This is a genomic window from Pseudoxanthomonas dokdonensis (genome assembly GCF_001431405.1).
Classification (GTDB): domain Bacteria; phylum Pseudomonadota; class Gammaproteobacteria; order Xanthomonadales; family Xanthomonadaceae; genus Pseudoxanthomonas_A; species Pseudoxanthomonas_A dokdonensis.
In genome coordinates this window covers 70,601-93,707 of the sequence record NZ_LDJL01000001.1, presented here as the reverse complement: position 1 = coordinate 93,707, position 23,107 = coordinate 70,601, and the positions used below count along the sequence as shown (strand labels likewise).

Annotated in this window: 17 protein-coding genes and 1 pseudogene; 12 read left to right on the top strand and 6 right to left on the bottom strand. The window is 64.5% G+C overall.

The window, feature by feature from the left end; translation table 11 throughout:
• Window positions 1-6: 6 nt before the first annotated feature.
• The 3 genes from trmL to ABB29_RS00375 form a co-directional block, all read right to left on the bottom strand.
• Window positions 7-501 carry a tRNA (uridine(34)/cytosine(34)/5-carboxymethylaminomethyluridine(34)-2'-O)-methyltransferase TrmL gene (gene trmL, locus ABB29_RS00385; protein ID WP_057656628.1) on the bottom strand — a complete coding sequence of 165 codons (495 nt, stop codon included), beginning with the start codon at window positions 499-501 and terminating at the stop codon, window positions 7-9.
• Window positions 502-579: 78 nt separating this feature from the next.
• A complete protein-coding gene (locus ABB29_RS00380; RefSeq protein WP_057656627.1) occupies window positions 580-969 on the bottom strand; it encodes a hypothetical protein in 390 nt (129 codons plus the stop codon).
• 568 nt (window positions 970-1,537) lie between these two features.
• Complete coding sequence (locus ABB29_RS00375; RefSeq protein ID WP_057656626.1) at window positions 1,538-2,242, bottom strand: SDR family oxidoreductase; 705 nt, start codon at window positions 2,240-2,242, stop codon at window positions 1,538-1,540.
• A 109-nt stretch (window positions 2,243-2,351) separates the two neighbouring features.
• On the opposite strand from ABB29_RS00375, the gene ABB29_RS00370 reads away from it, so the two are divergent.
• The 4 genes from ABB29_RS00370 to ABB29_RS00355 all read left to right on the top strand — a co-directional run bounded on the left by ABB29_RS00370 (window position 2,352) and on the right by ABB29_RS00355 (window position 7,836).
• The gene (locus ABB29_RS00370; RefSeq protein ID WP_057656625.1) at window positions 2,352-5,207 is read left to right on the top strand and encodes a M16 family metallopeptidase; all 2,856 of its coding nucleotides are present in this window, start codon (window positions 2,352-2,354) and stop codon (window positions 5,205-5,207) included.
• 154 nt (window positions 5,208-5,361) lie between these two features.
• Entirely contained in the window at window positions 5,362-5,682 is a 321-nt protein-coding gene (locus ABB29_RS00365; RefSeq protein WP_057656624.1) for a DUF4156 domain-containing protein, read from the top strand.
• Window positions 5,683-5,822: 140 nt separating this feature from the next.
• Window positions 5,823-6,839, top strand: a complete 1,017-nt coding sequence (locus ABB29_RS00360) for a 3-oxoacyl-ACP synthase III (RefSeq protein ID WP_057656623.1) — start codon at window positions 5,823-5,825, stop codon at window positions 6,837-6,839.
• Window positions 6,840-6,900: 61 nt separating this feature from the next.
• Window positions 6,901-7,836: an alpha/beta fold hydrolase gene (locus ABB29_RS00355; RefSeq protein ID WP_057656792.1), complete on the top strand. Its 936-nt coding sequence runs from the start codon at window positions 6,901-6,903 to the stop codon at window positions 7,834-7,836.
• A gap of 94 nt (window positions 7,837-7,930) precedes the next feature.
• Here the strand turns inward: ABB29_RS00355 and ABB29_RS16615 are convergent.
• Window positions 7,931-8,353 (bottom strand): annotated as a pseudogene (locus ABB29_RS16615) (YkgJ family cysteine cluster protein); the annotation flags it as partial.
• Window positions 8,354-8,547: 194 nt separating this feature from the next.
• On the opposite strand from ABB29_RS16615, the gene ABB29_RS00340 reads away from it, so the two are divergent.
• The 7 genes from ABB29_RS00340 to ABB29_RS00310 all read left to right on the top strand — a co-directional run bounded on the left by ABB29_RS00340 (window position 8,548) and on the right by ABB29_RS00310 (window position 17,206).
• Window positions 8,548-10,980 carry an arylsulfatase gene (locus tag ABB29_RS00340; protein ID WP_083487307.1) on the top strand — a complete coding sequence of 811 codons (2,433 nt, stop codon included), beginning with the start codon at window positions 8,548-8,550 and terminating at the stop codon, window positions 10,978-10,980.
• A 153-nt stretch (window positions 10,981-11,133) separates the two neighbouring features.
• Complete coding sequence (oleC, locus tag ABB29_RS00335; RefSeq protein WP_057656620.1) at window positions 11,134-12,801, top strand: olefin beta-lactone synthetase; 1,668 nt, start codon at window positions 11,134-11,136, stop codon at window positions 12,799-12,801.
• Window positions 12,798-13,805 carry a 2-alkyl-3-oxoalkanoate reductase gene (gene oleD / locus ABB29_RS00330; RefSeq protein WP_057656619.1) on the top strand — a complete coding sequence of 336 codons (1,008 nt, stop codon included), beginning with the start codon at window positions 12,798-12,800 and terminating at the stop codon, window positions 13,803-13,805. Before oleC ends, oleD begins: the two co-directional genes overlap by 4 nt.
• Before the next feature lie 65 nt (window positions 13,806-13,870).
• Window positions 13,871-14,029, top strand: a complete 159-nt coding sequence (locus tag ABB29_RS00325) for a DUF1328 domain-containing protein (protein WP_083487329.1) — start codon at window positions 13,871-13,873, stop codon at window positions 14,027-14,029.
• 109 nt (window positions 14,030-14,138) lie between these two features.
• Window positions 14,139-14,783: a ubiquinone biosynthesis accessory factor UbiJ gene (locus ABB29_RS00320; protein ID WP_057656617.1), complete on the top strand. Its 645-nt coding sequence runs from the start codon at window positions 14,139-14,141 to the stop codon at window positions 14,781-14,783.
• Entirely contained in the window at window positions 14,780-16,438 is a 1,659-nt protein-coding gene (ubiB, locus tag ABB29_RS00315) for a ubiquinone biosynthesis regulatory protein kinase UbiB (protein WP_057656616.1), read from the top strand. Before ABB29_RS00320 ends, ubiB begins: the two co-directional genes overlap by 4 nt.
• 30 nt (window positions 16,439-16,468) lie before the next feature.
• Window positions 16,469-17,206 carry an N-acetylmuramoyl-L-alanine amidase gene (locus ABB29_RS00310; RefSeq protein ID WP_245622508.1) on the top strand — a complete coding sequence of 246 codons (738 nt, stop codon included), beginning with the start codon at window positions 16,469-16,471 and terminating at the stop codon, window positions 17,204-17,206.
• Between the two features lie 70 nt (window positions 17,207-17,276).
• On the opposite strand, the gene ABB29_RS00305 is transcribed toward ABB29_RS00310, so the two are convergent.
• A complete protein-coding gene (locus ABB29_RS00305; protein WP_057656614.1) occupies window positions 17,277-19,343 on the bottom strand; it encodes a TonB-dependent copper receptor in 2,067 nt (688 codons plus the stop codon).
• A gap of 173 nt (window positions 19,344-19,516) precedes the next feature.
• The gene (locus tag ABB29_RS00300; protein WP_057656613.1) at window positions 19,517-22,279 is read right to left on the bottom strand and encodes a M16 family metallopeptidase; all 2,763 of its coding nucleotides are present in this window, start codon (window positions 22,277-22,279) and stop codon (window positions 19,517-19,519) included.
• 85 nt (window positions 22,280-22,364) lie between these two features.
• On the opposite strand from ABB29_RS00300, the gene ABB29_RS00295 reads away from it, so the two are divergent.
• Window positions 22,365-23,087, top strand: coding sequence for a pseudouridine synthase (locus ABB29_RS00295; RefSeq protein WP_057656612.1), 723 nt, complete (start codon window positions 22,365-22,367; stop codon window positions 23,085-23,087).
• Window positions 23,088-23,107: the final 20 nt, after the last annotated feature.

The following is a 23,107-nucleotide window of genomic DNA, read 5'->3' as shown; positions in this document are numbered from 1 at the left end:
TATCGGCTACTGCCCGCCGACAAACCCGAGCTGGCGCCATGCTTCGAACACCAATACGGCGACCGTGTTGGAGAGGTTGAGGCTACGGTTGTTGGGCTGCATCGGCAGGCGCAGGCGCTGTTCGGCGGGCAAGGCGTCCAGGACGTCCTGTGGCAGGCCGCGGGTTTCCGGGCCGAACAGGAAGGCATCGCCGGCGGCGTAGCTGACTTGATCGTAGCGCTGGCGGCCACGGGTGCTCAGCGCGAACAGGCGTCCGGGCTGGATGCTGGCCAGTGCGTCCGCCAGCGAAGCGTGCACCTGCAGCCGGGTGTACTCGTGGTAATCCAGGCCGGCGCGGCGGAGCTGCTTGTCGTCCAGCTCGAAACCCAGAGGCTGGATCAGATGCAGCCGCGCGCCGGTATTCGCGCAAAGGCGGATGACATTGCCGGTGTTCGGGGGAATCTCCGGCTGGTACAGCAGCACATCAATGGACAGGGCGTCGTCGGCGGAGGGCTGATTCATCCGCGGATCTTACGCGGCGCGCATGTCCTGGGGTAACGATGGAGCAGTTGAATCGGATACGTCTGCGGAAGCGGGGTTTCAGCGGGTGGCCAGTTGTTCGGCGACCAGCGCGGCCTGCAACGCGTACTCACGCATCTGCGCGGCCGACGGGGTCACCGTCACGGCGGCCAGTTCAACCACCTTGGCTTTGCCGTAAGTCTGGTAGTAGGCCAGGTCTTCGGCGGCCGGGCGTACGCTGATCGCGGCCAGTTCGACGATGTTGGCTTTGCCGTAGGTCTGGTAATAGGCCAGGTCTTCGGCGGCCGGGCTCACCGACAAGGTCGGCATGTTGACGATGTCAGCGGCGTGAGCGGCTTCAACGCTGGCCAGGGTGGCCGAATCCTGATGCGTGGCGGTGGCGAACATGGCGCCTGCGCAGACAGCAAATACGGCGGCGGCGGACAGGGGGAGCAGGGTCTTGGCGTTCATGGCAGGGTCTCTTGGTGTTGTTGAGCAGTGGTGTGGTAGTAAGGTAGTACACCTAAGCAGATGGATCAAGCAGAAGTTGCATTTGTGCGTCTTCTTTTCAGCTTTTGTTCAGTAATTGGATGGTTGACCGATGGTCAGCTCAATGCTTTATCGGTCTTGCCGGTAACGCTCGCATATCGCGTGCCAAACTCAAGTTATTGATTTATCAAGCCAAAATGCGCTGGGCGGAGTGTCCGCTGTCCGGTCAATGTCCGTTTTCCCGGCTCGCGGTCCCTGTGGTTTCGTGGTCCCGCCGTTATCGGCAAACCAACAGCGTCCTCGTTCTTGCTGCACTGGGATGCCTGGAATGGGCAAACGGTTGCAACCGCGCCAGCCTGGTGGGCGAACGGTATTGCCACCGGCGCCTGCGGTGGTTCGACGCCTGCTCAATGAAAGAGGTGGCAATGCAACGCGTCCGCTGTCGCGGTAGCCGATGAAGGTTGCAGCGGGCGGTCGGCGGGTGCTCTGCGGACAGCTTCGACGTGTCGGGCTTAGCGGCAGCAGGCGGTGCGGCGCAGCCGACGCATCATCACCAGGGCAATGGTTGGTTTTGCCAGTCGAAGAAGCCGCCGCTGTCATCCAGTCCGCGCTGGCTGATGACCTGCAGCAGGCCACTGGCCGATTGCGCCGGAGTCAACGCGGCCTGTTCGCCGCCCATGTCGGTGCGTACCCAGCCCGGGTGCAGCGCCAGCACTTTTATCCGTCGTGATCGCAGCGCCGATGCCAGCAATACCGTGGCCATGTTCTGCGCGGCCTTGCCAATGGCGTAGCTGGGCGTACGGAACTCGTCGCGCAGGGCTATCGAACCAAGCTCCGAAGAGATGTTGGCGACGCAGCCGCCATCGCCAATCCGCGCAGCCAGTGTCTGGGTCAGCAACAGCGGACCGCGGGCATTGGTCTGGAAACTGGCATCGAGATCTTTTTCATCGACGCTGCCAAAGCGCTCGCCGCCACGCAGCACGCCGGCGTTGTTGATCAGCAGGTGCAGTGGACCCCCGTCGCTGACCAGCGCCAGTTCGCGTGCCAGTTCGCGATGGCTGCGTGTATCCGTGACATCCAGTGGCAGCACGTGCAGCCGGCCCGGATGCTCGCCAACCAGCTGGTTGAGGGCGTTGGCCTTGCCAGGGTGCCGGCAGGTGGCGATGACGTGGTCACCGCGTTGCAGCAACTGCTGTACCAGCGCCAGGCCGAGCCCGCGGTTGGCGCCGGTGACCAGGCTGTGTCGACGTTCCATGCGGCTGACCCTCGTGGACCATGGCTTGCGGCCTAGTGTAATGAGTTGCCGCTGCGGTTAGCATCAAAGGTCACGCCTGATGGCATACCTGCACAACATGGAGAGATAGATGGGCCATTTCCGCCGACCGCGCGCCGCGCTGCTTGCCGTTGCCTTGACCACTGCGCTGGGGGCCCTGTCGGGCATGCCGGACACCGCCATTGCCAAGCCGGCAGCCGGCGCCAGCGTGGATATTCCGTACCAGGAATTCACCCTGCCCAACGGGCTGCGGGTGATCGTGCATACCGACCGCAAGGCGCCGATCGTGGCGGTCAACATCTGGTACCACGTCGGCAGCAAGGACGAACCCGCCGGTCGCACCGGTTTCGCCCACCTGTTCGAACACCTGATGTTCAACGGTTCGGAAAATCACCGTGGTGAATACTTCGAACCGTTCGAACTGGTCGGTGCCACCGACATGAACGGCACCACCAACTCCGACCGTACCAACTACTTCGAGAACGTGCCGACCACCGCGCTGGACCTGGCGCTGTGGATGGAGTCCGACCGCATGGGCCACCTGCTCGGTGCCATCGACCAGAAGACCCTCGACGAACAACGCGGCGTGGTCCAGAACGAAAAGCGCCAGGGCGAGAACCAGCCGTATGGCCAGGTCTGGGAAAAACTGGGCAAGGCGCTGTATCCGGTGGGCCATCCGTACCACCACACCACCATCGGTTCGATGAACGATCTCAACGCCGCTTCGCTGGCCGACGTACAGAACTGGTTCAAGGCCTGGTATGGCCCCAACAATGCAGTGCTGGTGTTGGCCGGTGATATCGATCTGGCAACGGCCAAGGAAAAAGTCAGCAAGTATTTCGGCGACATCCCGGCCGGCCCGAGCATGGCGCAACCGGCGGTCAACGTGGCGCAGCGCCCGGCCGACACCCGCGAGGTGATGGAAGACAAGGTTCCGCAGACGCGTATCTACCGCGCCTGGAACGTGGCCGAAGTGGGCACCCGCGACATCGATCAGCTGGATGTGCTTTCACAGATCCTGGGTGGCAGCGCCACGTCGCGGCTGGAAAAGCGCCTGGTCCACGGCGACAAGCTGGCCGACAGCGTCAGCACCGGTGCCTACGCTTCGCAGCTGGGCTCCAATTTCATGATTATGGTCAGCGTCAAGGAAGGCGTCGACGTGGCCAAGGTCGAGGCGGTGCTGGATGAGGAACTGGCCAAGCTGATCCAGCAGGGCCCGAGTGCCGAAGAGCTGGCCCAGGCCAAGACCGTCTATCGCGCCGGCTTCATCCGCGGCATCGAGCGCATCGGTGGCTTCGGCGGCAAGGCCGATGCCTTGGCCGAATGCGCCATCTATGAAGGCGACGCCGGTTGCTTCCGCACCTCGCTGGCCAATGTCAACAACACCACCGCCGCCGATGTGCAGGCGATGGGCCGCAAGTGGCTGGGCAAGGGCTCGCATACGCTCATCGTCGAACCGGGCGAGCGCAAGCCGCTGGCCGAAGAACCCGCCGTCACCCCGCAACCGTTCAACGTGCCGGCCGTCGATCCCAAATTCACCACCACCGCCAGCACCGTGGATCGCAGCAACGGCGTGCCGATGCCGAGCCAGTTCCCGGCGCTCAAATTCCCCTCACTGCAGCGGGCCAGGCTGGACAATGGCACCGAAGTCATCCTGGCCGAGCGCCATGACATCCCGGTGGTCAACTTCAGCTATGAGTTCAACGGCGGCTACCAGGCCGACGCGCCAGCCAAGCTGGGTACCTCCAGCTTCACCATGTCGATGCTCGACGAAGGTGCCGGCCCGTACGACGCGCTGGGCTTCCGCGCCCGCGCCGAGGAACTGGGCGCGGTGCTGAGTGCGGATGCCGAACTCGATGGCACCAGCGCGACGCTGTCGGCGCTGAAGGAGAACCTGGACCCGTCGCTGGATCTGTTTGCCGACATGCTGCGCGAACCACGCTTCGAGCAGTCCGAGATGGACCGCGTCAAGAGCAGCTGGATTGCCGGCATCAAGCAGGAAAAAGCACGCCCCAACACCGCGGCGCTGCGGGTGCTGCCGCCGCTGCTTTACGGTGAAGGTCATCCGTATGCGGCACCGTTCACCGGCAGCGGTACCGAAGCGAGCATCACCGCGCTCGGCCGCGATGACCTGACCGCTTACCACAATGCCTGGCTGCGGCCGCAGGGTGCGACCCTGATCGTGGTCGGCGACACCACCCTGAAGGACATCGTGCCGGCGCTCAACCGCCACTTCGGTGACTGGAAGGGCACTGGCGAAGCCGCCGCCAGCATCGACATCGGCAAGGTCGAGCGGCCGTCCGCGGCCAGGGTCTACCTGATCGATCAGCCCGGTGCGGTGCAGGCCAACCTGTTTGCCGGCGAATTGATGCCCGGTAATGGCAGCGATGGCGAAACCCTGCTGCAGATGGCCAATGAAGTCATCGGCGGTTCCTTCGTCGCCCGCCTCAACATGAACCTGCGCGAGGACAAGCACTGGTCATATGGTGCCCGCACCCTGCTGACCAACGCCAAGGGCCAGCGCCCGTGGCTGGCGATCGCCCCGGTCCAGATCGACAAGACCGCCGACGCCCTGGCCGAGATGCAGCGCGAACTGCAGCAATACGCCAGCGGCAAGGCGCCGGCGACCCAGGCCGAGATCGATCGCATCAAGGCCAACGAAAGCCGCAGCCTGCCGGGTGCCTACGAAACCTCCAGCGCGGTGATGAACACCATCGGTGGCATCGTCCGTTACGGCCGTCCGGATGACTACGTCGTCCAGCGTAACGCCGAGATCCAGGCGATGACCCCGGCCCAGGTGCAGCAGGCCGCCCAGGCCCTGGACCCGTCCAAGCTGGTGTGGGTGGTGGTCGGTGACCTCAAGCAGATCGAGGCGCCGATCAAGGCGCTCAAGCTGGGCGAGGTGACCGTGCTGGACGCCGACGGCAAGCCGGTCGCCGGTCACTGACGCGGCAAGGCGGTGAGCGGGCAGCCGGTTATGCGGCCCGCTCACCGTCGTCCCGGTCGTGCCAGGCACCCGTGCTTGGCACGCCATTCATCCGTTTCACCGCGCACAAGGCAGAATCAGTCTGCTCCCACCGTCATCTTCCGCGAGAACCTCCATGCGTGTTGTCCTGATTGCCGCCGCCACCGTCCTCATCAGCAGCTGCACCTGGGTCAGTCTGACCCCGCAGGCCGAGCAGGTACGGGTGATCGCCGCCGGTCCGGCGCCCGCCGACTGCGTCAAGCAGGGCGAAGTCAGTGTCTCGGTCAAGGACAACGTGTCGCTGTACGAGCGCAATGCGCTCAAGGTTCGCGACGAACTGGAAACCCTGGCCCGCAACGAGGCGCCGGGAATCCCCGCCAACACCATCCAGCCGCTGGGCGACCCGGCCGATGGCAGCCAGCGGTTCGTCGCCTATCAGTGTGGCGGCCAGCGCTGATCCGCTACGGTTCAGCCCTTTAAGTGATGTAAGTCACTGTTTTATGGCGCTTTGCCATAGCGCAGGAGACCTAAAGATGCAGTGAAGAACGGAAGTGGGTAATCTAGTCGGCCCTCTCGCCTGAACTTTGGCGCATCCCGATGCTTTTCAAGAATGTCTCCATCGCGGGGCTCGCGCATATTGATGCGCCGCATATCCTGACCTCGCTGGAAATCAACCAGCGGCTCAAGCCCACCATGGACCGCCTGGGCATCCGCACCGACGTCCTGGGTGACGTCGTCGGCGTGCATGCGCGGCGCCTGTGGGACAACGACGTGCAGGCCTCCGATGCGGCCACGCTGGCCGCGCGCAAGGCGCTGCTGGATGCCGGCATCGGGGTCGAGAAGATCGGCCTGCTGGTCAACACCTCGGTCAGCCGCGACTACCTGGAACCGTCCACCGCCAGCATCGTCTGCGGCAACCTGGGCGTGAGCGAGGAGTGCCAGACCTTCGACGTCGCCAACGCCTGCCTGGCCTTCATCAATGGCATGGACATCGCCGGCCGCATGCTGGAACGCGGCGAGATCGATTACGCGCTGGTGGTTGATGGCGAAACCGCCAACCTGGTCTACGAAAAAACCATCGAGCGGATGTGCTCGCCGGATGTGACCGAACAGGAGTTCCGCGACGAACTGGCCGCACTGACCCTGGGTTGCGGTGCCGCCGCGATGGTGATGGCACGCAGTGAGCTGGTGCCTGACGCGCCGACCTACCGCGGTGGCGTCACCCGCTCGGCGACCGAATGGAACAAGCTGTGCCGCGGCAATCTTGATCGCATGGTCACCGATACCCGCATGCTGCTGATCGAAGGCCTCAAGCTGGCCCAGAAGACCTTTGCCGCCGCCAGGCTGGCGCTGGGCTGGGCGGTCGACGAGCTCGACCAGTTCGTCATCCACCAGGTCAGCAAGCCGCACACCGCCGCCTTCGTCAAATCCTTTGGCATCGACCCGGCCAAGGTCATGACCATTTTTGGCGAACACGGCAACATCGGTCCGGCCAGCGTGCCGATCGTGCTGAGCAAGCTCAAGGAACTGGGCCGGCTGAAGAAAGGCGATCGCATCGCCCTGCTGGGCATCGGTTCGGGCCTGAACTGCTCGATGGCCGAGGTGGTCTGGTAAGCCAGCCGCGATGAATGATGCAAAGGGCCGGTTTGTCCGGCCCTTTTTGCAGGTGCCCAAGATGTCCAAGTTGCCTGATTACCCGTTTACCCCGCAGCGTTTCGAAGTCCGACCGGGCATCCAGATGTCGTACCTGGACGAAGGTCCGCGCGATGCCGAAGTAGTGGTGATGCTGCACGGCAATCCGTCCTGGAGTTATTACTGGCGCAAGCTGGTCGGGGCACTGGCGCATCCGGCCTCGGGCAAGCGTTACCGCTGCATCGTCCCCGATCATGTCGGCATGGGTCTGAGCGACAAGCCTGATGACGCGCCGGGTGTCCGCCCGGGTTATGTATACACATTGCAGTCGCGGGTCGATGACCTGCAGGCGCTGCTGCGTCACGCCGGCATTGACGATGAGACGCCAGTGACGCTGGCAGTGCATGACTGGGGCGGCATGATCGGATTCGGCTGGGCGCTGTCGCATGCCTCGCAGGTCAAGCGGCTGGTGCTGCTCAATACCGGCGCCTTTCCGCTGCCGGCCAGCAAGCCGATGCCATGGGAGATCGCGCTCGGCCGCGACAGCCGACTGGGTGCTTTCATCATCCGTGCGTTCAACGCGTTTTCCAGCGGCGCCTCGTACATCGGTGTGCGCCGCAGGATGCCGGCCGCTGTCCGCCGCGCCTATGTCGCGCCCTACGACAACTGGGCCAACCGCATCAGCACGCTGCGCTTCATGCAGGACATCCCGCTGGCGCCGGGCGATCCGGCCTGGTCACTGGTCGAAGCCGCCGGCAAGCGACTGCACGAATACGCCGACCGGCCGGTATTCGTCGGCTGGGGCATGCGAGATTTCGTCTTCGACCACCACTTCCTGGCCGGTTTCGAAGCGGCATTGCCAAAGGCCGAGGTCACCCGTTATCCGGATGCGGGCCACTATGTGCTGGAGGATGAAGCAGCGGATCTGCTGCCGAAGATCCGTCAGTTCCTGGACCGCCATCCATTGCAGCAGGGCTGACTGCTTCCAGGCGGACTGGCGCCGCGGAAGCAAGGTCGACATTGGCGTCCACCGTGATCGGACTGGCGCTGGCCAGCAGGACATGCGGAATCCGGGCACGCGTCGGCAGGTCGGGCGGGTTGTCATGCCCACGATCGGCATCGGCATCGGCATCGGCGCCAGGGGCGATCTTCAGGTAATCCCAGCTCTGCGGCGTGAGTACCGGCAAACCGTGGGCGATCCGCCCCTTGTCGCACTGCGCGCTGGCGATGCCGAACTCCCAGCTGGCCGGGACATCGCGACAGACGCTGGGCCGCTGTGGATGGATGGAGCAGCGCGAATACACCCCGATCTCGGCATCCAGCGCCACGCAGCGTGGCTGCCGCGCCCAGGTGCCCTTCATCACCAGCCGGTGCCCGTCGAGAATTTCGGTCAGTTCCGACGGCACCCCGTCAGCGGCATGCTGGTCTGATTCGGACCAATGGAAACCGACGCGGAAATGCGCGCAGCAGGCGCCGCAGGTAAGGCAGGGATGCATGGGAACCGTCGGGCCGGGCGCGACAAAATGGATGCGGTGCGGCATTTTCATCATTTTGGTGTTCCAGGCAAGTGTCAGGTTTGTCGTGCTCGACCTGAGCCTGAAAATTGTCATCCAGAATTCACATTCACATAACGAGAGCGGCTATAGTTTTGGTTTCGTTCATAAATGTATTCACATTTAAGGGGCGACAAATGAAGCGCTACAAAGCCTTGCTGGCTACGGCTTGCTTGACCCTTTTTTCCGCTCTGGCCGGCGCACAGCAGCATCCGCAAGGGGGTGGCAACGCGTCTCCGGAAGTGCCCGGATTCAAGGGCAAGACCGAACTTGACGTCCGCGATTCGACCCCGGACTGGACGCCCTTCACGCCCAAACGGGCCAAGGAAGGCGCACCGAACGTGCTGTTCATCCTGTACGACGACACCGGCCTCGGTGCCTGGTCACCGTACGGCGGCCGCATCAACATGCCGACGCTGGACAAGCTGGCGGCCAACGGCCTGACCTACACGCAGTGGCACACCACCGCGTTGTGCTCGCCGACGCGTTCAACTTTGCTGACCGGTCGCAACCATCATCTCAATGGCATGGCCTCCATCACCGAGACCGCCGACGGTTATCCCGGGGCCAACGGACGCCTGCCTGACCAGGTGACGACCATTGCCGAAGTGCTGCGCAACAACGGCTACAGCACCTACTGGATCGGCAAGAACCACAACGTGCCCGAGCAGGACATTGCTGCCGGTGCCAGCCGCAAGATGTGGCCGACCCAGCAGGGCTTCGACCGCTTCTACGGTTTCCTCGGTGGCGAAACCAACCAGTGGTATCCCGACTTGGTCGAGGACAACCGTTTTATCGAAGCGCCCTATAGCCCGGAAGAGGGCTATCACCTGTCCAGGGATCTGGTCGACCAGGCCATCACGATGCTGCGCGACCAGAAGGCGACCAACCCTTCCAAGCCGTGGTACATGTGGCTGAATCCGGGTGCCAACCATGCCCCGCACCATGCGCCGCAGGAATACATCGACAAGTACAAGGGCAAGTTCGACGACGGCTACGATGCCTACCGCGAATGGGTGGTCAAGCGCATGATCGATCGAGGCGTGCTGCCCGAGGGCACCGTCGACACGCCGATGAATCCGCTGTCCACCGACATCATCAACGATGCTGACTTGGTGCGGCCGTGGGACAGCTTGAATGCTGATGAAAAGCGCCTGTTCGCGCGCATGGCCGAGGTATATGCCGGTTTCTCCGAGTACACCGACGCGCAGGTCGGTCGTTTGATCGATTACCTGCAGAAGACCGGCCAGCTCGACAACACCATCGTCATCTATGCCGCAGACAACGGTGCGTCCGGCGAGGGTTCGCCGAACGGCTCGGTCAACGAGAACAAGTTCTTCAATGGCTATCCCGACGAACTGGCCGAGAACATGAAATACCTCGACCAGCTCGGTGGCCCGGAGACCTACGAGCACTATCCGACGGGTTGGGCTTCGGCCTTCTCGGCACCCTTCAAGATGTTCAAGCGCTACTCCAACTACTCCGGAGGCACCGCCGATCCGTTGGTGATCTCGTGGCCCAAGGGCATCAAGGCCCATGGCGAACTGCGGCATCAGTACCATCATTCGGTGGACATCGTGCCGACCATTCTGGAGCTGACCGGTAACAAGATGCCGGCGGTCAACCACGGCGTGGAACAGTACCCGCTGTCCGGCGTATCGATGGCCTATACCTTCAACGCCAAGCCTGACGGCCCCACCCAGAAGCACATCCAGTACTACACCATGCTGGGCACCCGGGCGATCTGGAAGGACGGCTGGAAGGCAGTGGCCGTGCATGCGCCATTGACCAGCAAGGGCCACTTTGACCAGGACAAGTGGGAGCTGTACCACGTGGACGTGGACCGTTCCGAATCCAAGGATCTGGCGGCCGAGTATCCGGACAAGCTGAAGGAACTGCAGGACGCATGGTTCGCCGAGGCCAAGAAGAACAACGTCCTTCCGCTGGACGATCGTGGACCGGCCGAGTTGCTGACGATCGAGCGTCCCGTCGAGGAAAAGGTGCGTGACACGTACGTCTACTACCCGAATACCGCGCCGGTGCCAGAGGGCGTGGCGGCCAACGTGCGTGGCCGTTCCTACAAGATCCTGGCCAATGTGGAAATCACCGATCCCAATGCTTCCGGGGTGCTCTTCGCCCATGGTTCGCGCTTCGGTGGCCACGCGCTGTTCATCAAGGATCGCAAGCTGCACTACGTGTACAACTTCCTTGGCATCAAGCCAGAACAGGTCTTCGTTTCCCCGACCGAGCTCAAGCCGGGCAAGTACACCCTGGGCATGGAGTTCGAGCGTACCGGTGCCGGCGAGCACGGTGAGTCGCTCGGAAAGACCAAGTTGTATGTCGACGACAAAGTGGTGGCTTCTGGCGACATGAAGACCCAGCCCGCCAAGTTCACCCTGTCCGGAGACGGATTGTGCGTGGGCTACGACAGTGGCGACGCGGTGAGCGAGTTGTACCAGACGCCGGGCAAGTTCACGGGAGGCGAAATCCAGGCCGTGGGTGTGACGGTGTCGGGCAAGCCATACGTGAACATGGAAGCCGAAGCCAAGCGGATCCAGATGAGCCATTAGGCGCTGCACCGCCCTCTGGAAAGAAGCGGCCGCCTCGTGCGGCCGCTTTTTTTTACGTCCATGCGGGAGTGATCGAGGTCAAGAAACCGGGCCTTGGCCGATTGAATCGACGGTTCAGGCTGACGCAAGCGCCGTGAAAGGTGACAATGGGGCATGACCGACATTTGCAATATCGCGGCGGTGCTGCCGGATCTGGCCGCCGAGCGCCCCGGCCAGATCGCCATCCACTGCCCTGACGACAAAGGACGCTACACCCCCGGCCTGAGTTACGCCGAACTGGAACGCCGCAGCAACGCCATCGCCGCCGGGCTTGCGTTGCAGGGCGTGGCGCGCGGTACCCGCACGGTGGTGATGGTGCGGCCGTCGCCGGAGTTCTTCCTGTTGATGTTCGCCCTGTTCAAGGCCGGCGCGGTGCCGGTGCTGGTTGACCCGGGCATCGACAAACGGGCACTGAAACAATGCCTGGACGAGGCCCAGCCGGAAGCGTTCATCGGTATTCCGCTGGCGCATGCGGCGCGCAAGCTGCTGGGCTGGGCGCCGAGCGCAGGCATCCTGATCACCGTTGGCCGGCGGTTGGGTTGGGGCGGCAGCACCCTGGTCCAGGTCGAACAGGCCGGTGAACAGGCCGGCGCGACGCAGCCCGCCAGCGGCACCCAACTGGCCGCGACCGCAGCCGAGGACATCGCCGCCATCCTGTTCACCAGTGGATCGACCGGCGTACCCAAGGGCGTGGTCTACCGGCATCGGCATTTCGTCGCCCAGATCGCGCTGCTGCGCGAAGCCTTCGACATGCAGCCCGGTGGCGTCGATCTGCCGACCTTCCCGCCGTTTGCGTTGTTCGATCCGGCGCTGGGGCTGACCTCGGTGATTCCGGACATGGATCCGACCCGGCCGGCGCAGGCCGACCCGCGCAAGCTGCACGCGGCGATCGCCCGTTTCGGGGTCACCCAGTTGTTCGGCTCACCGGCACTGATGCGGGTGCTGGCCGAGCATGGCCAACCGCTTGAAGGCATCCGCCAGGTGACCTCGGCCGGGGCGCCGGTGCCGCCGGAGGTGGTCGAGGGAATTCGCGCGCTGCTGCCGGCCGGGGCCAGGTTCTGGACCCCGTACGGGGCGACCGAATGCCTGCCGGTGGCGGTGATCGAAGGCAATGAACTGCAGGGCACGCGCGCGGCTACCGAAGCCGGGGCGGGTACCTGCGTCGGCCATCCGGTGCCGGCCAACGAGGTGCGCATCATCGCCATCGACGACCAGCCGATCAGCGACTGGTCTCAGGCGCTGCCGTTGCCAGCCGGCGAAGTCGGCGAGATCACCGTGGCTGGACCAACCGCCACCGACTGCTACTTCAACCGGGATGAAGCCACCCGCGCCGCCAAGATCAGCGAACGTCTGGCCGATGGCAGCCAGCGGGTGGTGCATCGGATGGGCGATGTCGGTTATTTCGATGAGCACGGCCGGCTCTGGTTCTGCGGGCGCAAGACCCAGCGTCTGGAAACCCGCCATGGGCCGATGTACACCGAGCGCATCGAACCGGTGTTCAATGCCCATCCGCTGATCCGGCGCAGCGCGCTGGTCGGGGTCGGGCCGTGGGGCCAGCAGGTGCCGGTGCTGTGCTACGAACTGCAGCCGGGCGTGGCACGCGCGCAGCACGCACAGGCGCTGGCCGCGGTGCGCGGGATCGCTGCCGGGCATGCGCCGGCCGCGCATATCCAGCACTTCCTGCGCCATCCCGGGTTCCCGGTCGATATCCGCCACAACGCCAAGATTGGCCGTGAGAAACTGGCCGTGTGGGCGGCCGCGCAACTGGGCAGGAACGCATGAAGATACTGGTCACCGGCGGTGGCGGTTTCCTCGGCCAGGCCTTGTGCCGGGGCCTGTTGCAGCGCGGGCACCAGGTCATCAGCTTCAATCGCGGCCACTATCCGGCACTGGCGCGGCTTGGCGTGGGCCAGGTGCAGGGCGATCTGGCCGACGAACATGCGGTGGTACATGCCGCCAGCGGCGTCGACGCGATCTTCCACAACGCCGCCAAGGCCGGTGCCTGGGGCAGCTACAAGAGCTACTACCTGGCCAACGTGGTTGGCACCCAGAACGTATTGTCGGCGTGTCGACTGCAACGCGTACCAAGCCTGGTCTACACCTCAACGCCCAGCGTGACCCATCGCGCCACCCATCCGGTCGAAGGCGGCCGCGCCGACAGCGTGCCGTATGGCGAAGGCTTCAAAGCGCCATACGCAACCACCAAGATGCTTGCCGAACAAGCGGTGTTGGCGGCCAACGACAACGAGCTGGCGACGATCGCCCTGCGTCCACGATTGATCTGGGGCCCGGGCGACCAGCAGATCCTGCCGCGGCTGGTCGCGCGTGCACGTGCCGGCCGCCTGCGCATCGTCGGTGACGGCAGCAACCTGGTCGACACCACCTATATCGACAACGCCGCACAGGCGCACTTCGATGCGCTGACCCATCTGCGGGTCGGCGCTGCCTGCGCCGGCAAGGCGTACTTCATATCCAATGGCGAGCCCAAGCGCATGGATGAGCTGCTGAATGCGTTGCTGGCCGCTGCCGGTGCACCGGCGGTCGACAAGCACCTGTCGTTCAAGACCGCCTACCGGATTGGCGCCGTCTGCGAAACGCTGTGGAAATGGCTGCCGCTGAAGGGCGAACCACCGATGACGCGGTTCCTCGCCGAACAGCTCAGTACCTCCCACTGGTACGACATGACGCCTGCAACGCGTGATTTCGGCTACCAGCCCAGGGTCTCGTTTGACGCCGGCATCACCAAGCTGAAGGAATCGCTGGCGCAAACGCCTGTCATCACCTGAACTCAACTTGCGATTTCCGACAGTGGTCGCCACGCCATCCCGGCATGACCAATGGAGAAGTCGCCATGCTGCATTACGCCATCGTTTTTTTCGTCATCGCACTGATTGCTGCCGTCCTCGGCTTCAGTGGTATTGCTGGCGCCGCCACCAATATCGCCTGGATCCTGTTTGTCGTATTCCTGATCTTGGCCATCGTGTCGATGCTGCGCGGTCGCCGGGTCTGACCCGAGCGTGCGCCTGACAGGCGCGCGCAGGTACGACCGTGACAAGGCCCGGGCCCGCTCCGGGCCTTGTCATGTCAACCACCTGCGAACGGGCGGGTAGAATGGCGGCATGCCCACGTCCCCCTTTGATGTCCTCAAACCCATTGCCGGCCGCGCGCTGGAAACCGCACTCAACCGTGCCCTGGCACTGGACCCGGATACCGGCGCGGCGCTGCGCTCGCTGGAAGGCCGGCGGATCCAGCTGGTAGTCGAATCGCCGCCGCTGGCGATGGAGATCAGCGTCGGCGAAGGCCGCCTGCAGGTCGGTCCGGCCAGCGAAATCAACGAAGCCGACCTGTCGGTCAAGAGCACGCTCGGCGGCCTGCTCGGGCAGTTGCCGTTGTTCCGCCGCGACAACGCCGCACCGGTGGGCAAGGTGCGGGTCGCCGGCGATGCCGAACTGGCGCGTCGCCTGCAGACCCTGGCCCAGCGTTTCGATCCCGACTGGCAGCTGCCCTTTACCGGCGTGTTCGGTGATGTGCTGGGAGTACAGATTGCCAACGCCGTGCGTGACGGATTCGGGCAACTGCGCAGTGGTGCCGGCAATCTGGCCCAGACCACCGCCGAATACCTGACCGAAGAGTCACGCGACGTGGTCGGTCGTGCCGAGCTCAATGCCTTCCACGACGATGTCGACGTGCTGCGCGACGATGTCGAGCGGCTGCAGGCGCGGGTGCGCCGATTGTCGCAGCGCAACGCGGGCGGTGGCGCATGAAGGCCGCGTTTCGCGCCAGCAAGATTGGCCGCGTGCTGCTGCGCTATCGACTGGACGATCTGCTCGATGGCACCCCCGCCGAACGCTGGCTGAAACTGGCGCGGCCGTTCGTTCCCAGCGCGTCGCCGGAAATCGCCGCGCAGTCGCGCGGTGCACGGCTGCGCCTGGCGCTGCAGGAACTGGGCCCGATCTTCGTCAAGTTCGGGCAGATCCTGTCGACCCGGCGTGATCTGATACCGGCTGACGTGGCCGAAGAACTGGCCCAGCTGCAGGACCGGGTCAAGCCGTTCGACGGCGACCGCGCGCAGGCGATCGTCGAAGAAGCACTGGCGCTGCCGATCCAGCAGGCCTTCGCCAGCTTCGACACCACGCCGCTGGCGTCGGCATCGATCGCGCAGGTGCATGCGGCGACCCTGCACGATGGCCGCGAGGTGGTGGTCAAGGTGTTGCGCCCGCATATCGAAGAGCAGATTGCCGGCGACATTTCGCTGCTGGGATCGGTGGCGGCACTGGTTGATCGTGCCCATCCCAATGCCGACAAGATCCGCCCGCGCGAAATCGTCGCCGAGATCAAATCGACCCTGGCCGCGGAACTGGATCTGCAGCGCGAGGGCGCCAACGCCAGCGTGATGCGGCGTTTCTGGCAGGATTCGGACGACCTCTACGTGCCGGAAATCATCTGGTCGCACAGCGCCGAACGCGCGCTGACGATGGAGCGCGTGCACGGCATTCCTTCCGACGACGTCGCCGCACTGGACGCCGCCGGAATCGATCGCCGTGCGCTGGCGGCCAAGGGCGTGCGGGTGTTCTACACCCAGGTATTCCGCGACAACTTCTTCCATGCCGATGCCCACGCCGGCAACATCTGGGTCGACACCGATCCGGCGCGCAAGCGCAATCCGCGCTTCATCGCCCTGGACTTCGGCATCACCGGCCAGTTGTCGCGCGAGGATCAGTACTACCTGGCCGAGAATTTCATGGCCATCTTCAACAAGGACTACCGCCGCATCGCCGAGCTGCACGTGGAAGCGGGCTGGATGCCGGCCAACGTGCGCATCGATGAGCTGGAGGCCGCGGCGCGGTCGGTCTGCGAGCCGTACTTCACCCGGCCGCTGTCGGAGATTTCGCTGGCCGAAGTACTGCTGAAACTGTTCCGGGTCGCCCAGCGCTACCAGCTGACCCTGCAACCGCAATTGATCCTGCTGCAGAAGACCCTGCTCAACATCGAAGGGGTCGGTCGCCAGCTGGATCCGCAGTTGGATATCTGGGCGGTGGCACGGCCGGTGCTGGAGCGGATCCTGGCCGAGCGCTACAGCCCGCAGCGCGCGCTGCATGAAATCGGCAAACGCCTGCCGGAAATCATGACCCACGCGCCGGACATGCCCCGGCTGGTCCACGCCTGGCTCAAGCAACAGGTCGACGGCAAGCACGAACTGGGCATGCGATCACGGGATCTGGCCGAGCTCAGCAACACCATGAAAGGCATGCAGCGGCGGGTGGTGGCGGCGATCCTGGGCGTCGGCCTGCTGCTGGTGGCGGCAGTGCTGTACGGACTGGACGCTGGCGGGCCGCGCATCGTCACCGTGCCGGCATCGGCGTGGATTGCCGGCATCGGTGGCCTGTGGGCATTGCTGGCGGCATGGCCGCGGCGCTGAGGCCGCGCCGGAAATGAGGGAGACAAGATGATGCGAAGGGTTCGATTGGCAAGCACCGTGTTGATGACCTGCCTGCTGGCGGCCTGCGCGCCCGCGGTCAAACACAATCCGCTGGCGACCTGGGTACCTTCCGACAACTACAACGCGCGGCAGCCGATCATCATCGTCATCCACGCCACCGAACAGGACGGCGTGCAACAGAGCCTGGACACCTTGCGTACCCGCAACAGCGGTGGTCAGGTCAGCGCTCATTATCTGATCGGTCGTGACGGCCAGCGCTATCAGCTGGTCGATGACCTGCAACGCGCCTGGCACGCCGGATCCGGACGCTGGGGCAGCATCACCGATCTCAACTCGGCTTCGATCGGCATCGAACTGGACAACAACGGTGAAGCCGCATTCCCACCGGCGCAGATCCAGTCACTGCTGCTATTGCTACGCGACCTGTGCGACCGCTACAACATCCCGCCAACCCAGATCGTCGCCCATGCCGACTTCGCGCCGACCCGCAAACAGGACCCCGGCCCGCGGTTTCCCTGGCAGCAACTGGCTGCGGCCGGTTTCGGCATCTGGCCGGCCGCCGATGCGCCGTCGGCACCGGCGGGGTTTGACCCGTGGAATGCGCTGCGCGTGATCGGCTATCCGCTGGATGACCGCGCCGCGACGGTGCGTGCCTTCCATCGCCATTTTCGCGGCAGCGAAACCGACATGCTGGATGACGAGGATCTGCGCATCCTGCACTCGCTGCTGCAGCAACAAGGCTACTAGCGCGGAACTGCGCCGGTGAATCCAAGCCGGCACCGGTGCAGGCGTAGCGGACAGGGCGGCAGGTGTGCGGTTACTGATAGCTGAAGTTGAGTTTCAGCCAGCCGGTGCGTCCCGGTTCGTTGATGCGTACCGCATCGGCGGGGTAGCCGAAGTCGGTGTTGCCGGCCAGATTGAGATGCTCGCTGTAGTTGCGATCAAACAGATTGTCGATGCCCGCGCTGATCCACCAGTGGTCGTTGAAGCGATAACCGCCGTTGATGGCGAGGGTGGCAAACCCTGGGCTCGGGCCCAGATCGCTGCCGACCACGTTGCCTTCACCGACGGCCACCCGTGACTGGCCGGCGACCACCCGCAACAGCGCGCCCGCATTCCAGCGTTGATTGTCGTAGGCCAGGCTGATGCGTGATTCCAGCGGCGGCATCTGCGGCAACGGCCTGCCCTCGTCACGGTTCTCACCCCAGGCCTGGGACATGCTCGCCTCCAGCTTCCAGTTCTGTGCTGGCCGGTACTGCAGGCCGGCTTCGCCGCCATGGATGCGTGCATCGATGTTGTCGTCGCTGCTCATGCGTCCCATCATGCCGCCAGGCATGTAGCGGAACAGGATGAAGTCCTGCACCCGGCCAGCGTAAGCCGAGACCCACGCGTCAAGTTTCGGGCTGTGGTACTGCGCACCCACATCCAGCTGGGTGGTCTTTTCCGGTTGCAGCGCCGAGAAGGCATTGACCGAATCCGCAGGTCCCTGGTCGGGCGAAAACAATTCCCAGTAGTCGGGCATGCGTTCGCTGTGACCAACGCCGATGAAACCACTGATGGCACCATCCGTGGAATCCTGTTCCAGGCGGACGAAGCCACTGGGCAGCGTTTCTTCGCGCGTCTGCCCGGCACTGGGGTTGGCCATCGGCATGCCCATCCCCATGCCCGCGATGGTCTGGCGTTTGTCGGTGACGCGCGCGCGATCCACCCGCGCACCGGTGACCAGTCGTCGCAGCGGATTGAATGCCCAGGTGGCTTCCGAGAACAGGCCGACATTGTCGAACTCGGCATCGGTGCTCCACGGCATCTGCCGATAGCTGCCGCGCTCGCTGGCACTGCGTTGGCGATGGCGGCTGTTCTGACCGTCGATGCCGGCATCGATGGACAACTGCGTCCACTGCCATTGCGCGGCCAGGCGGCCGCCCTGGGTGCGCCGGTCGACGTTGGCGGCCATCGGCATTGGCATCATGCTCATCGGATTGGGATCACGCAGGCTGTAGTTGTCCATCACATGATCGGCGTCGTTGTAATACACGTTGGCCTGCAGCGCCTTCAGCACCGGTCCGATGTTGCCCTTCTCGAAACGCAGCCCGTAGCTGCTGCGCTTGAACTGCGAGCCGTCCATGCCGCGGCCGGCATAGCGGGCCTCACCGTCGCCGGCACCGGCGGTGACCTCGAGCAGGGTATCGGCGTCGGGAGTCCAGCCCAGCGCGGCATCGGTATTCCACTTGTCCCACGCCGACGGCACCCGGTTGCCGTCACCGTCGCGGTAGTCGTCGGCACGCGAGTGATTGCCATCGAAGCGCAGATAGCCGTGCTGGTTGCCGGCAGTCGCCCCCAGGACCTGGTCACTGCGTCCATGCGAACCGCCCAGCAGGCTGCCCTGCGTCTGCACATCCGCTTGATCGAAATGCGGCGTGTCGCGCCGGAAGCGCACCGTGCCCGCCGATGCGCCGGGACCCCACAACACGGTCTGCGGGCCCTTGATGACGATCAACTGATCGTAGGTTTCCGGTGATACGTACGACAGTGGATTGTCCATGCGCGCCGGACAGGCGCCAGGCATGGCACCGTCGTTGCTCAGCAGGTTGAGGCGGGAACCGAACATCCCGCGCAGTACCGGATCGCCATTGGTACCGCCATTGCGCACGGCGCTGAAGCCGGGAATGGTCTTCAGGTAATCGGCGCCGTCACTGGCGGGGACCGGCTGCCGCGGTTGCCGCGGATCCAGTTCGAAGGTCAGCGGCGACACCGGCGCGGCGGTGACCACCACCGTGTCCAGCGTAGCGGCTTGCCCTGTTGGCGCTGCCCTGGCCGGGATCACCGGCAGGATGGCAATGGAAATGGCGATGGCCAGACGACAGGATGACGGCGGAAATGACATGGTGACTGCTCCAGAATGACCTGATGCCGGGCTCCAGCCGTCATCAGGCCGTCTATTGCAGCACCGCGGGGTGCAACGGCCGCAGTGACCGATCGTCGCACCCGTGCGGAAACCTGATCCAGATCAGGAAAACAGCCGGTAGCAGGCCGCCGGGGCTTGCAATCCGCGGTCGATCACTGCTGTGCGCCAACCTTGCCGAAATCACCGGCAACGTACACGCTCAGCTGCTCTGGATGCAGGTACTTGCGGATGGCGGCGTTGACCTGTTCCACCGTCAATGCCTTGAAGCGCGCATCCATGTCGCTGGTGAACTGCATGCTGCGATCGTAGAACAGGTGATCACCCAGGATGGCGGCGATGCTGGCGTCATCGGCGCGCGCCTGTTCGCGTTCGGTCAGGGTGCCGGATACCGCGTCGCGCAGCTCGTCGGCGGTGATGCCATCCTTGACGAAGCGGGCCAGTTCTTCGCGCAGTGCGGCTTCGAGTTTGGCCATGTTCTGCGGCGCGGCGATTGCCTGCACATTGAAGCTGCCGTTGTCATCGACACCGGACAGACTGTCATCGGCACTGATGCCGCTGACCACGCCGTAGCTGAGGCCTTCCTGCTGGCGGATGCGATCACCCAGCCGCGATTTCAATGGACTGCCGCCGAGGATGCGATTGGCGATCATCAGTGCCGGATAGTCGGGGCTGGTGACATTGAGCGGCAGGTTATGCCGGGCCAGCAGTACCGCATTGGGTTTGTCCGGGGTCTGCAGTTGCTGCTGGCTCGCTGCCACCTCGCTGTAACGGGTGTCGATCGGCGCATAGGCGACCGGTGCCTTCCAGTCGGCGAACAGCACCTGCAGCTGCGCCTTGACCGCCTCGGGATCGAAATCGCCGACAATCGAGATCTCGCCCTGTGCGGTGCCGTAGAAATCGTGATGGAAGCGACGTAGATCCTCCACGCTCAGTGCCTTCACCGCCGCCAATGACTCGTCCAGGGTCTGGATGTGCAACGGATGACCGACTGGCCACGGATCGAAATGACGGGCCAGCGCATTGGCGGCCACCGCCGACGGATCCTGGCGCTGCGCTTCGAGTCCGGTCAGCGCTTGCAGCTTGAGCTGCTCGAATTCGTCCTGCGGAAACGCGGGATGGCGCAGGATGTCGGCGGCCAGTGCCAACGCCTCGGCCAGTTGCCCGCGGCGGGTCTGCAGGCCGATGCCCGCGCCCTGCAGATTGCCGCTGATGCTGGCCTGGGTCTTCAGCGCTTCGAAACGCTGGTCGATCTGTTGCCGGTTCATCGAGCTGCTGCCGCGCATCAGCATCGCACCGGCGAGGCCAGCGGCATCCTCGCGGCCACGCAGGGTCTGAGCGTTGCCAAAGCGGAAGTTGGCGTTGACCAGCACCGTGTTGCCGCGGGTCTGCTTGGGTAACAGGGCCACCTTCAGTCCGTCGCCGATCTGCAGCGTCTGCGTGCGCGCCTGGATGTTGTCTGGGCTGGGATCGAATGCCTCGCCGGCACTGACTACCGAGCCGCCGACATAACCGTCGACCAGGGTGCTGATGTCCGGTCGTTCGCCGACCTGCACCCGGTCGCTGCCATCGCTCGGCACGAAGCGCCCGAGAGTACGGTTGCTGGGCTTGAGATACAGGGCCGCGACGCGGTTGACGTCATCGGCGGTGACCTTGGCGATGGCATCGCGGCTGACGAACAACAGCCGCCAGTCACCGGCGGCCAGATTCTCCGACAAGCCCATGCCGACCGCGTTGACGTCGGTGAAGTACAACTCGTAGGCATTGGCGATGCGCTGCTTGGCTTCGTCCACTTCCTGCGCGGTCACCGGTCGGGCCGCCACATCCTCGACCTGGGCCAGCAGCACCGACTCGGCCTTGCCGGCATCGGCATCCTTCGGCATCACCGCCAGTACCGTCATCAGCCCCGGGTCATGCATGGCCTCGTCGCCGGCGCCGGCGCCGGCCGCCATCCGCGTTTCAACCAGCGCCTTGTGCAGGCGTCCGCCGGGCGAATGGCCAATGACATCGGCCAGCACGCTCAGTGCCGCGCTATCCGGGTGACCGGCGGCGGGCACGTGATAGGCCGCCGCCACCACCTGCAGATCACCGGCACGGCGCACGGTGACCTCGCGCTCACCGTCCTGCGCCGGTTCGCGGGTGTGGAACACCGGCAGCTTGCGGGCGGGCTTGCGGATCGGCCCGAAGCGGGCAGCTACCTGCTGCAGGGTGCTGGCCGGGTCAATCCGACCGGCGATGATCAAGGTGGCATTGTCGGGCTGGTACCAGCGGCGATAGAACGCCTGCAGGTTTTCGATCGGCACGCCTTCGACATCGCTGCGCGCGCCAATGGTGCTGTTGCCATAGTTGTGCCACAGATAGGCCGAAGAGCGGATTCGCTGCAGCAGCACGCCGACCGGATTGTTCTCGCCGCTTTCCAGTTCGTTGCGGACCACGGTCATCTCACTGTCGAGATCCTTGCGGGCGATGTTGGAATGGACCATGCGATCGGCTTCCATGCCCAGCACCCATTGCAGGGTGTCGGCGTTGGCCGGGAACGAGGAGAAATAATTGGTCCGGTCCATCGAGGTGGTGGCATTGAAATCGATGCCACGCTTCTTCATCTCACCGCTGATGTCCGGCTGGCTGGGCGTGCCCTTGAACATCAGGTGTTCCAGCAGATGCGCCATGCCGGTTTCGCCGTAGTTCTCATCCACCGAACCAACACCGTACACAAGATTGACGGTGACCGTCGGCTTGCTGGCGTCGGCAAACAGCAAGACCCGCAGGCCATTGTCCAGCCGATATTCGCTGATGCCTTCGATGCTGGGGCCGGCCAGCATGCCTTTCGGCAGGTTGACCTCGGCAAGGGCGAGACAGGGACAGCCCAGGCTCAACGCCACGGCAACGGAAAGTGCGAAAATACGGGGTGATTTCATCCAGTCCTCTTGTTTCGGTCGCCATCGCGCGCGTTTCGCGCGGGGGGCGGGCCGTCGAGTGTGGCAACAAACCGGTTTCCTGCCAATGAACGAGCAAGACCTCGCCGCCGAACGGGCGCTGCAACTGCTGTATCTCGATGATCGGATCGCGGTGGTCAACAAACCGGCCGGGCTGATGGTGCACGACAGTCAACTGGCCGGTGGCGAGAACGATTTCGTCGCCGAACGCCTGCGCCTGCAACTGCAGCGGCCGATCTTCCTGATTCACCGGCTTGACCGCGCCACCAGCGGCTGCCTGCTGGTGGCCTTCGACCGCGACAGCGCCAGTGAACTGGGCAAGCACCTGATGTCGCAGTCGATGCGCAAGGAGTACCTGGCGGTTTGCCGTGGCTGGCCGGAGCCGGAATTCGTCATCGATCATCCGCTCGACGGCGGTCCCGGCAAGCGTTTGAAGAAACCGGCATTGACCGCGTTCACCCGGCTGGCCACCGGCGAGCTGCCGATCCCGGCCGGGCAGTTCCCGACCTCACGCTACGCCCTGCTGCGCTGCGTGCCGCAGACCGGCCGCTTCAGGCAGATACGCCGGCATCTCAAGCATTGCTTCCATCACCTGATCGGCGATACCAGCCATGGCGATGGCCGCCACAACCGCAATTTCCGCATGCATGGCGTGCACCGCATGTTGCTGCATGCCTCGCGGCTGGAGTTCCTGCATCCAGCCAGTGGCCAGCGGATCACGGTCAACGCACCGCTGGATGCCGAGTTCGACAAGGCCATGGCCCTGTTCGGCTGGGACACCCACCCGTAGAGCGGAGCTTGCTCCGCTGC

Excerpts from the sequence above, each read along its gene's own strand:
- ABB29_RS00325 (WP_083487329.1), top strand. The coding sequence starts at position 13,871 with ATGCTGCATTACGCCATCGTTTTTTTCGTCATCGCACTGATTGCTGCC.
- ABB29_RS00375 (WP_057656626.1), bottom strand. The coding sequence starts at position 2,242 with ATGGAACGTCGACACAGCCTGGTCACCGGCGCCAACCGCGGGCTCGGC.
- ABB29_RS00380 (WP_057656627.1), bottom strand. The coding sequence starts at position 969 with ATGAACGCCAAGACCCTGCTCCCCCTGTCCGCCGCCGCCGTATTTGCT.
- ABB29_RS00355 (WP_057656792.1), top strand. The coding sequence starts at position 6,901 with ATGTCCAAGTTGCCTGATTACCCGTTTACCCCGCAGCGTTTCGAAGTC.
- oleD (WP_057656619.1), top strand. The coding sequence starts at position 12,798 with ATGAAGATACTGGTCACCGGCGGTGGCGGTTTCCTCGGCCAGGCCTTG.
- ABB29_RS00360 (WP_057656623.1), top strand. The coding sequence starts at position 5,823 with ATGCTTTTCAAGAATGTCTCCATCGCGGGGCTCGCGCATATTGATGCG.
- oleC (WP_057656620.1), top strand. The coding sequence starts at position 11,134 with ATGACCGACATTTGCAATATCGCGGCGGTGCTGCCGGATCTGGCCGCC.
- ABB29_RS00295 (WP_057656612.1), top strand. The coding sequence starts at position 22,365 with ATGAACGAGCAAGACCTCGCCGCCGAACGGGCGCTGCAACTGCTGTAT.
- ABB29_RS00305 (WP_057656614.1), bottom strand. The coding sequence starts at position 19,343 with ATGTCATTTCCGCCGTCATCCTGTCGTCTGGCCATCGCCATTTCCATT.
- ABB29_RS00320 (WP_057656617.1), top strand. The coding sequence starts at position 14,139 with ATGCCCACGTCCCCCTTTGATGTCCTCAAACCCATTGCCGGCCGCGCG.
- ABB29_RS00370 (WP_057656625.1), top strand. The coding sequence starts at position 2,352 with ATGGGCCATTTCCGCCGACCGCGCGCCGCGCTGCTTGCCGTTGCCTTG.
- ABB29_RS00310 (WP_245622508.1), top strand. The coding sequence starts at position 16,469 with ATGCGAAGGGTTCGATTGGCAAGCACCGTGTTGATGACCTGCCTGCTG.
- ABB29_RS00300 (WP_057656613.1), bottom strand. The coding sequence starts at position 22,279 with ATGAAATCACCCCGTATTTTCGCACTTTCCGTTGCCGTGGCGTTGAGC.
- trmL (WP_057656628.1), bottom strand. The coding sequence starts at position 501 with ATGAATCAGCCCTCCGCCGACGACGCCCTGTCCATTGATGTGCTGCTG.
- ABB29_RS00365 (WP_057656624.1), top strand. The coding sequence starts at position 5,362 with ATGCGTGTTGTCCTGATTGCCGCCGCCACCGTCCTCATCAGCAGCTGC.
- ubiB (WP_057656616.1), top strand. The coding sequence starts at position 14,780 with ATGAAGGCCGCGTTTCGCGCCAGCAAGATTGGCCGCGTGCTGCTGCGC.
- ABB29_RS00340 (WP_083487307.1), top strand. The coding sequence starts at position 8,548 with ATGAAGCGCTACAAAGCCTTGCTGGCTACGGCTTGCTTGACCCTTTTT.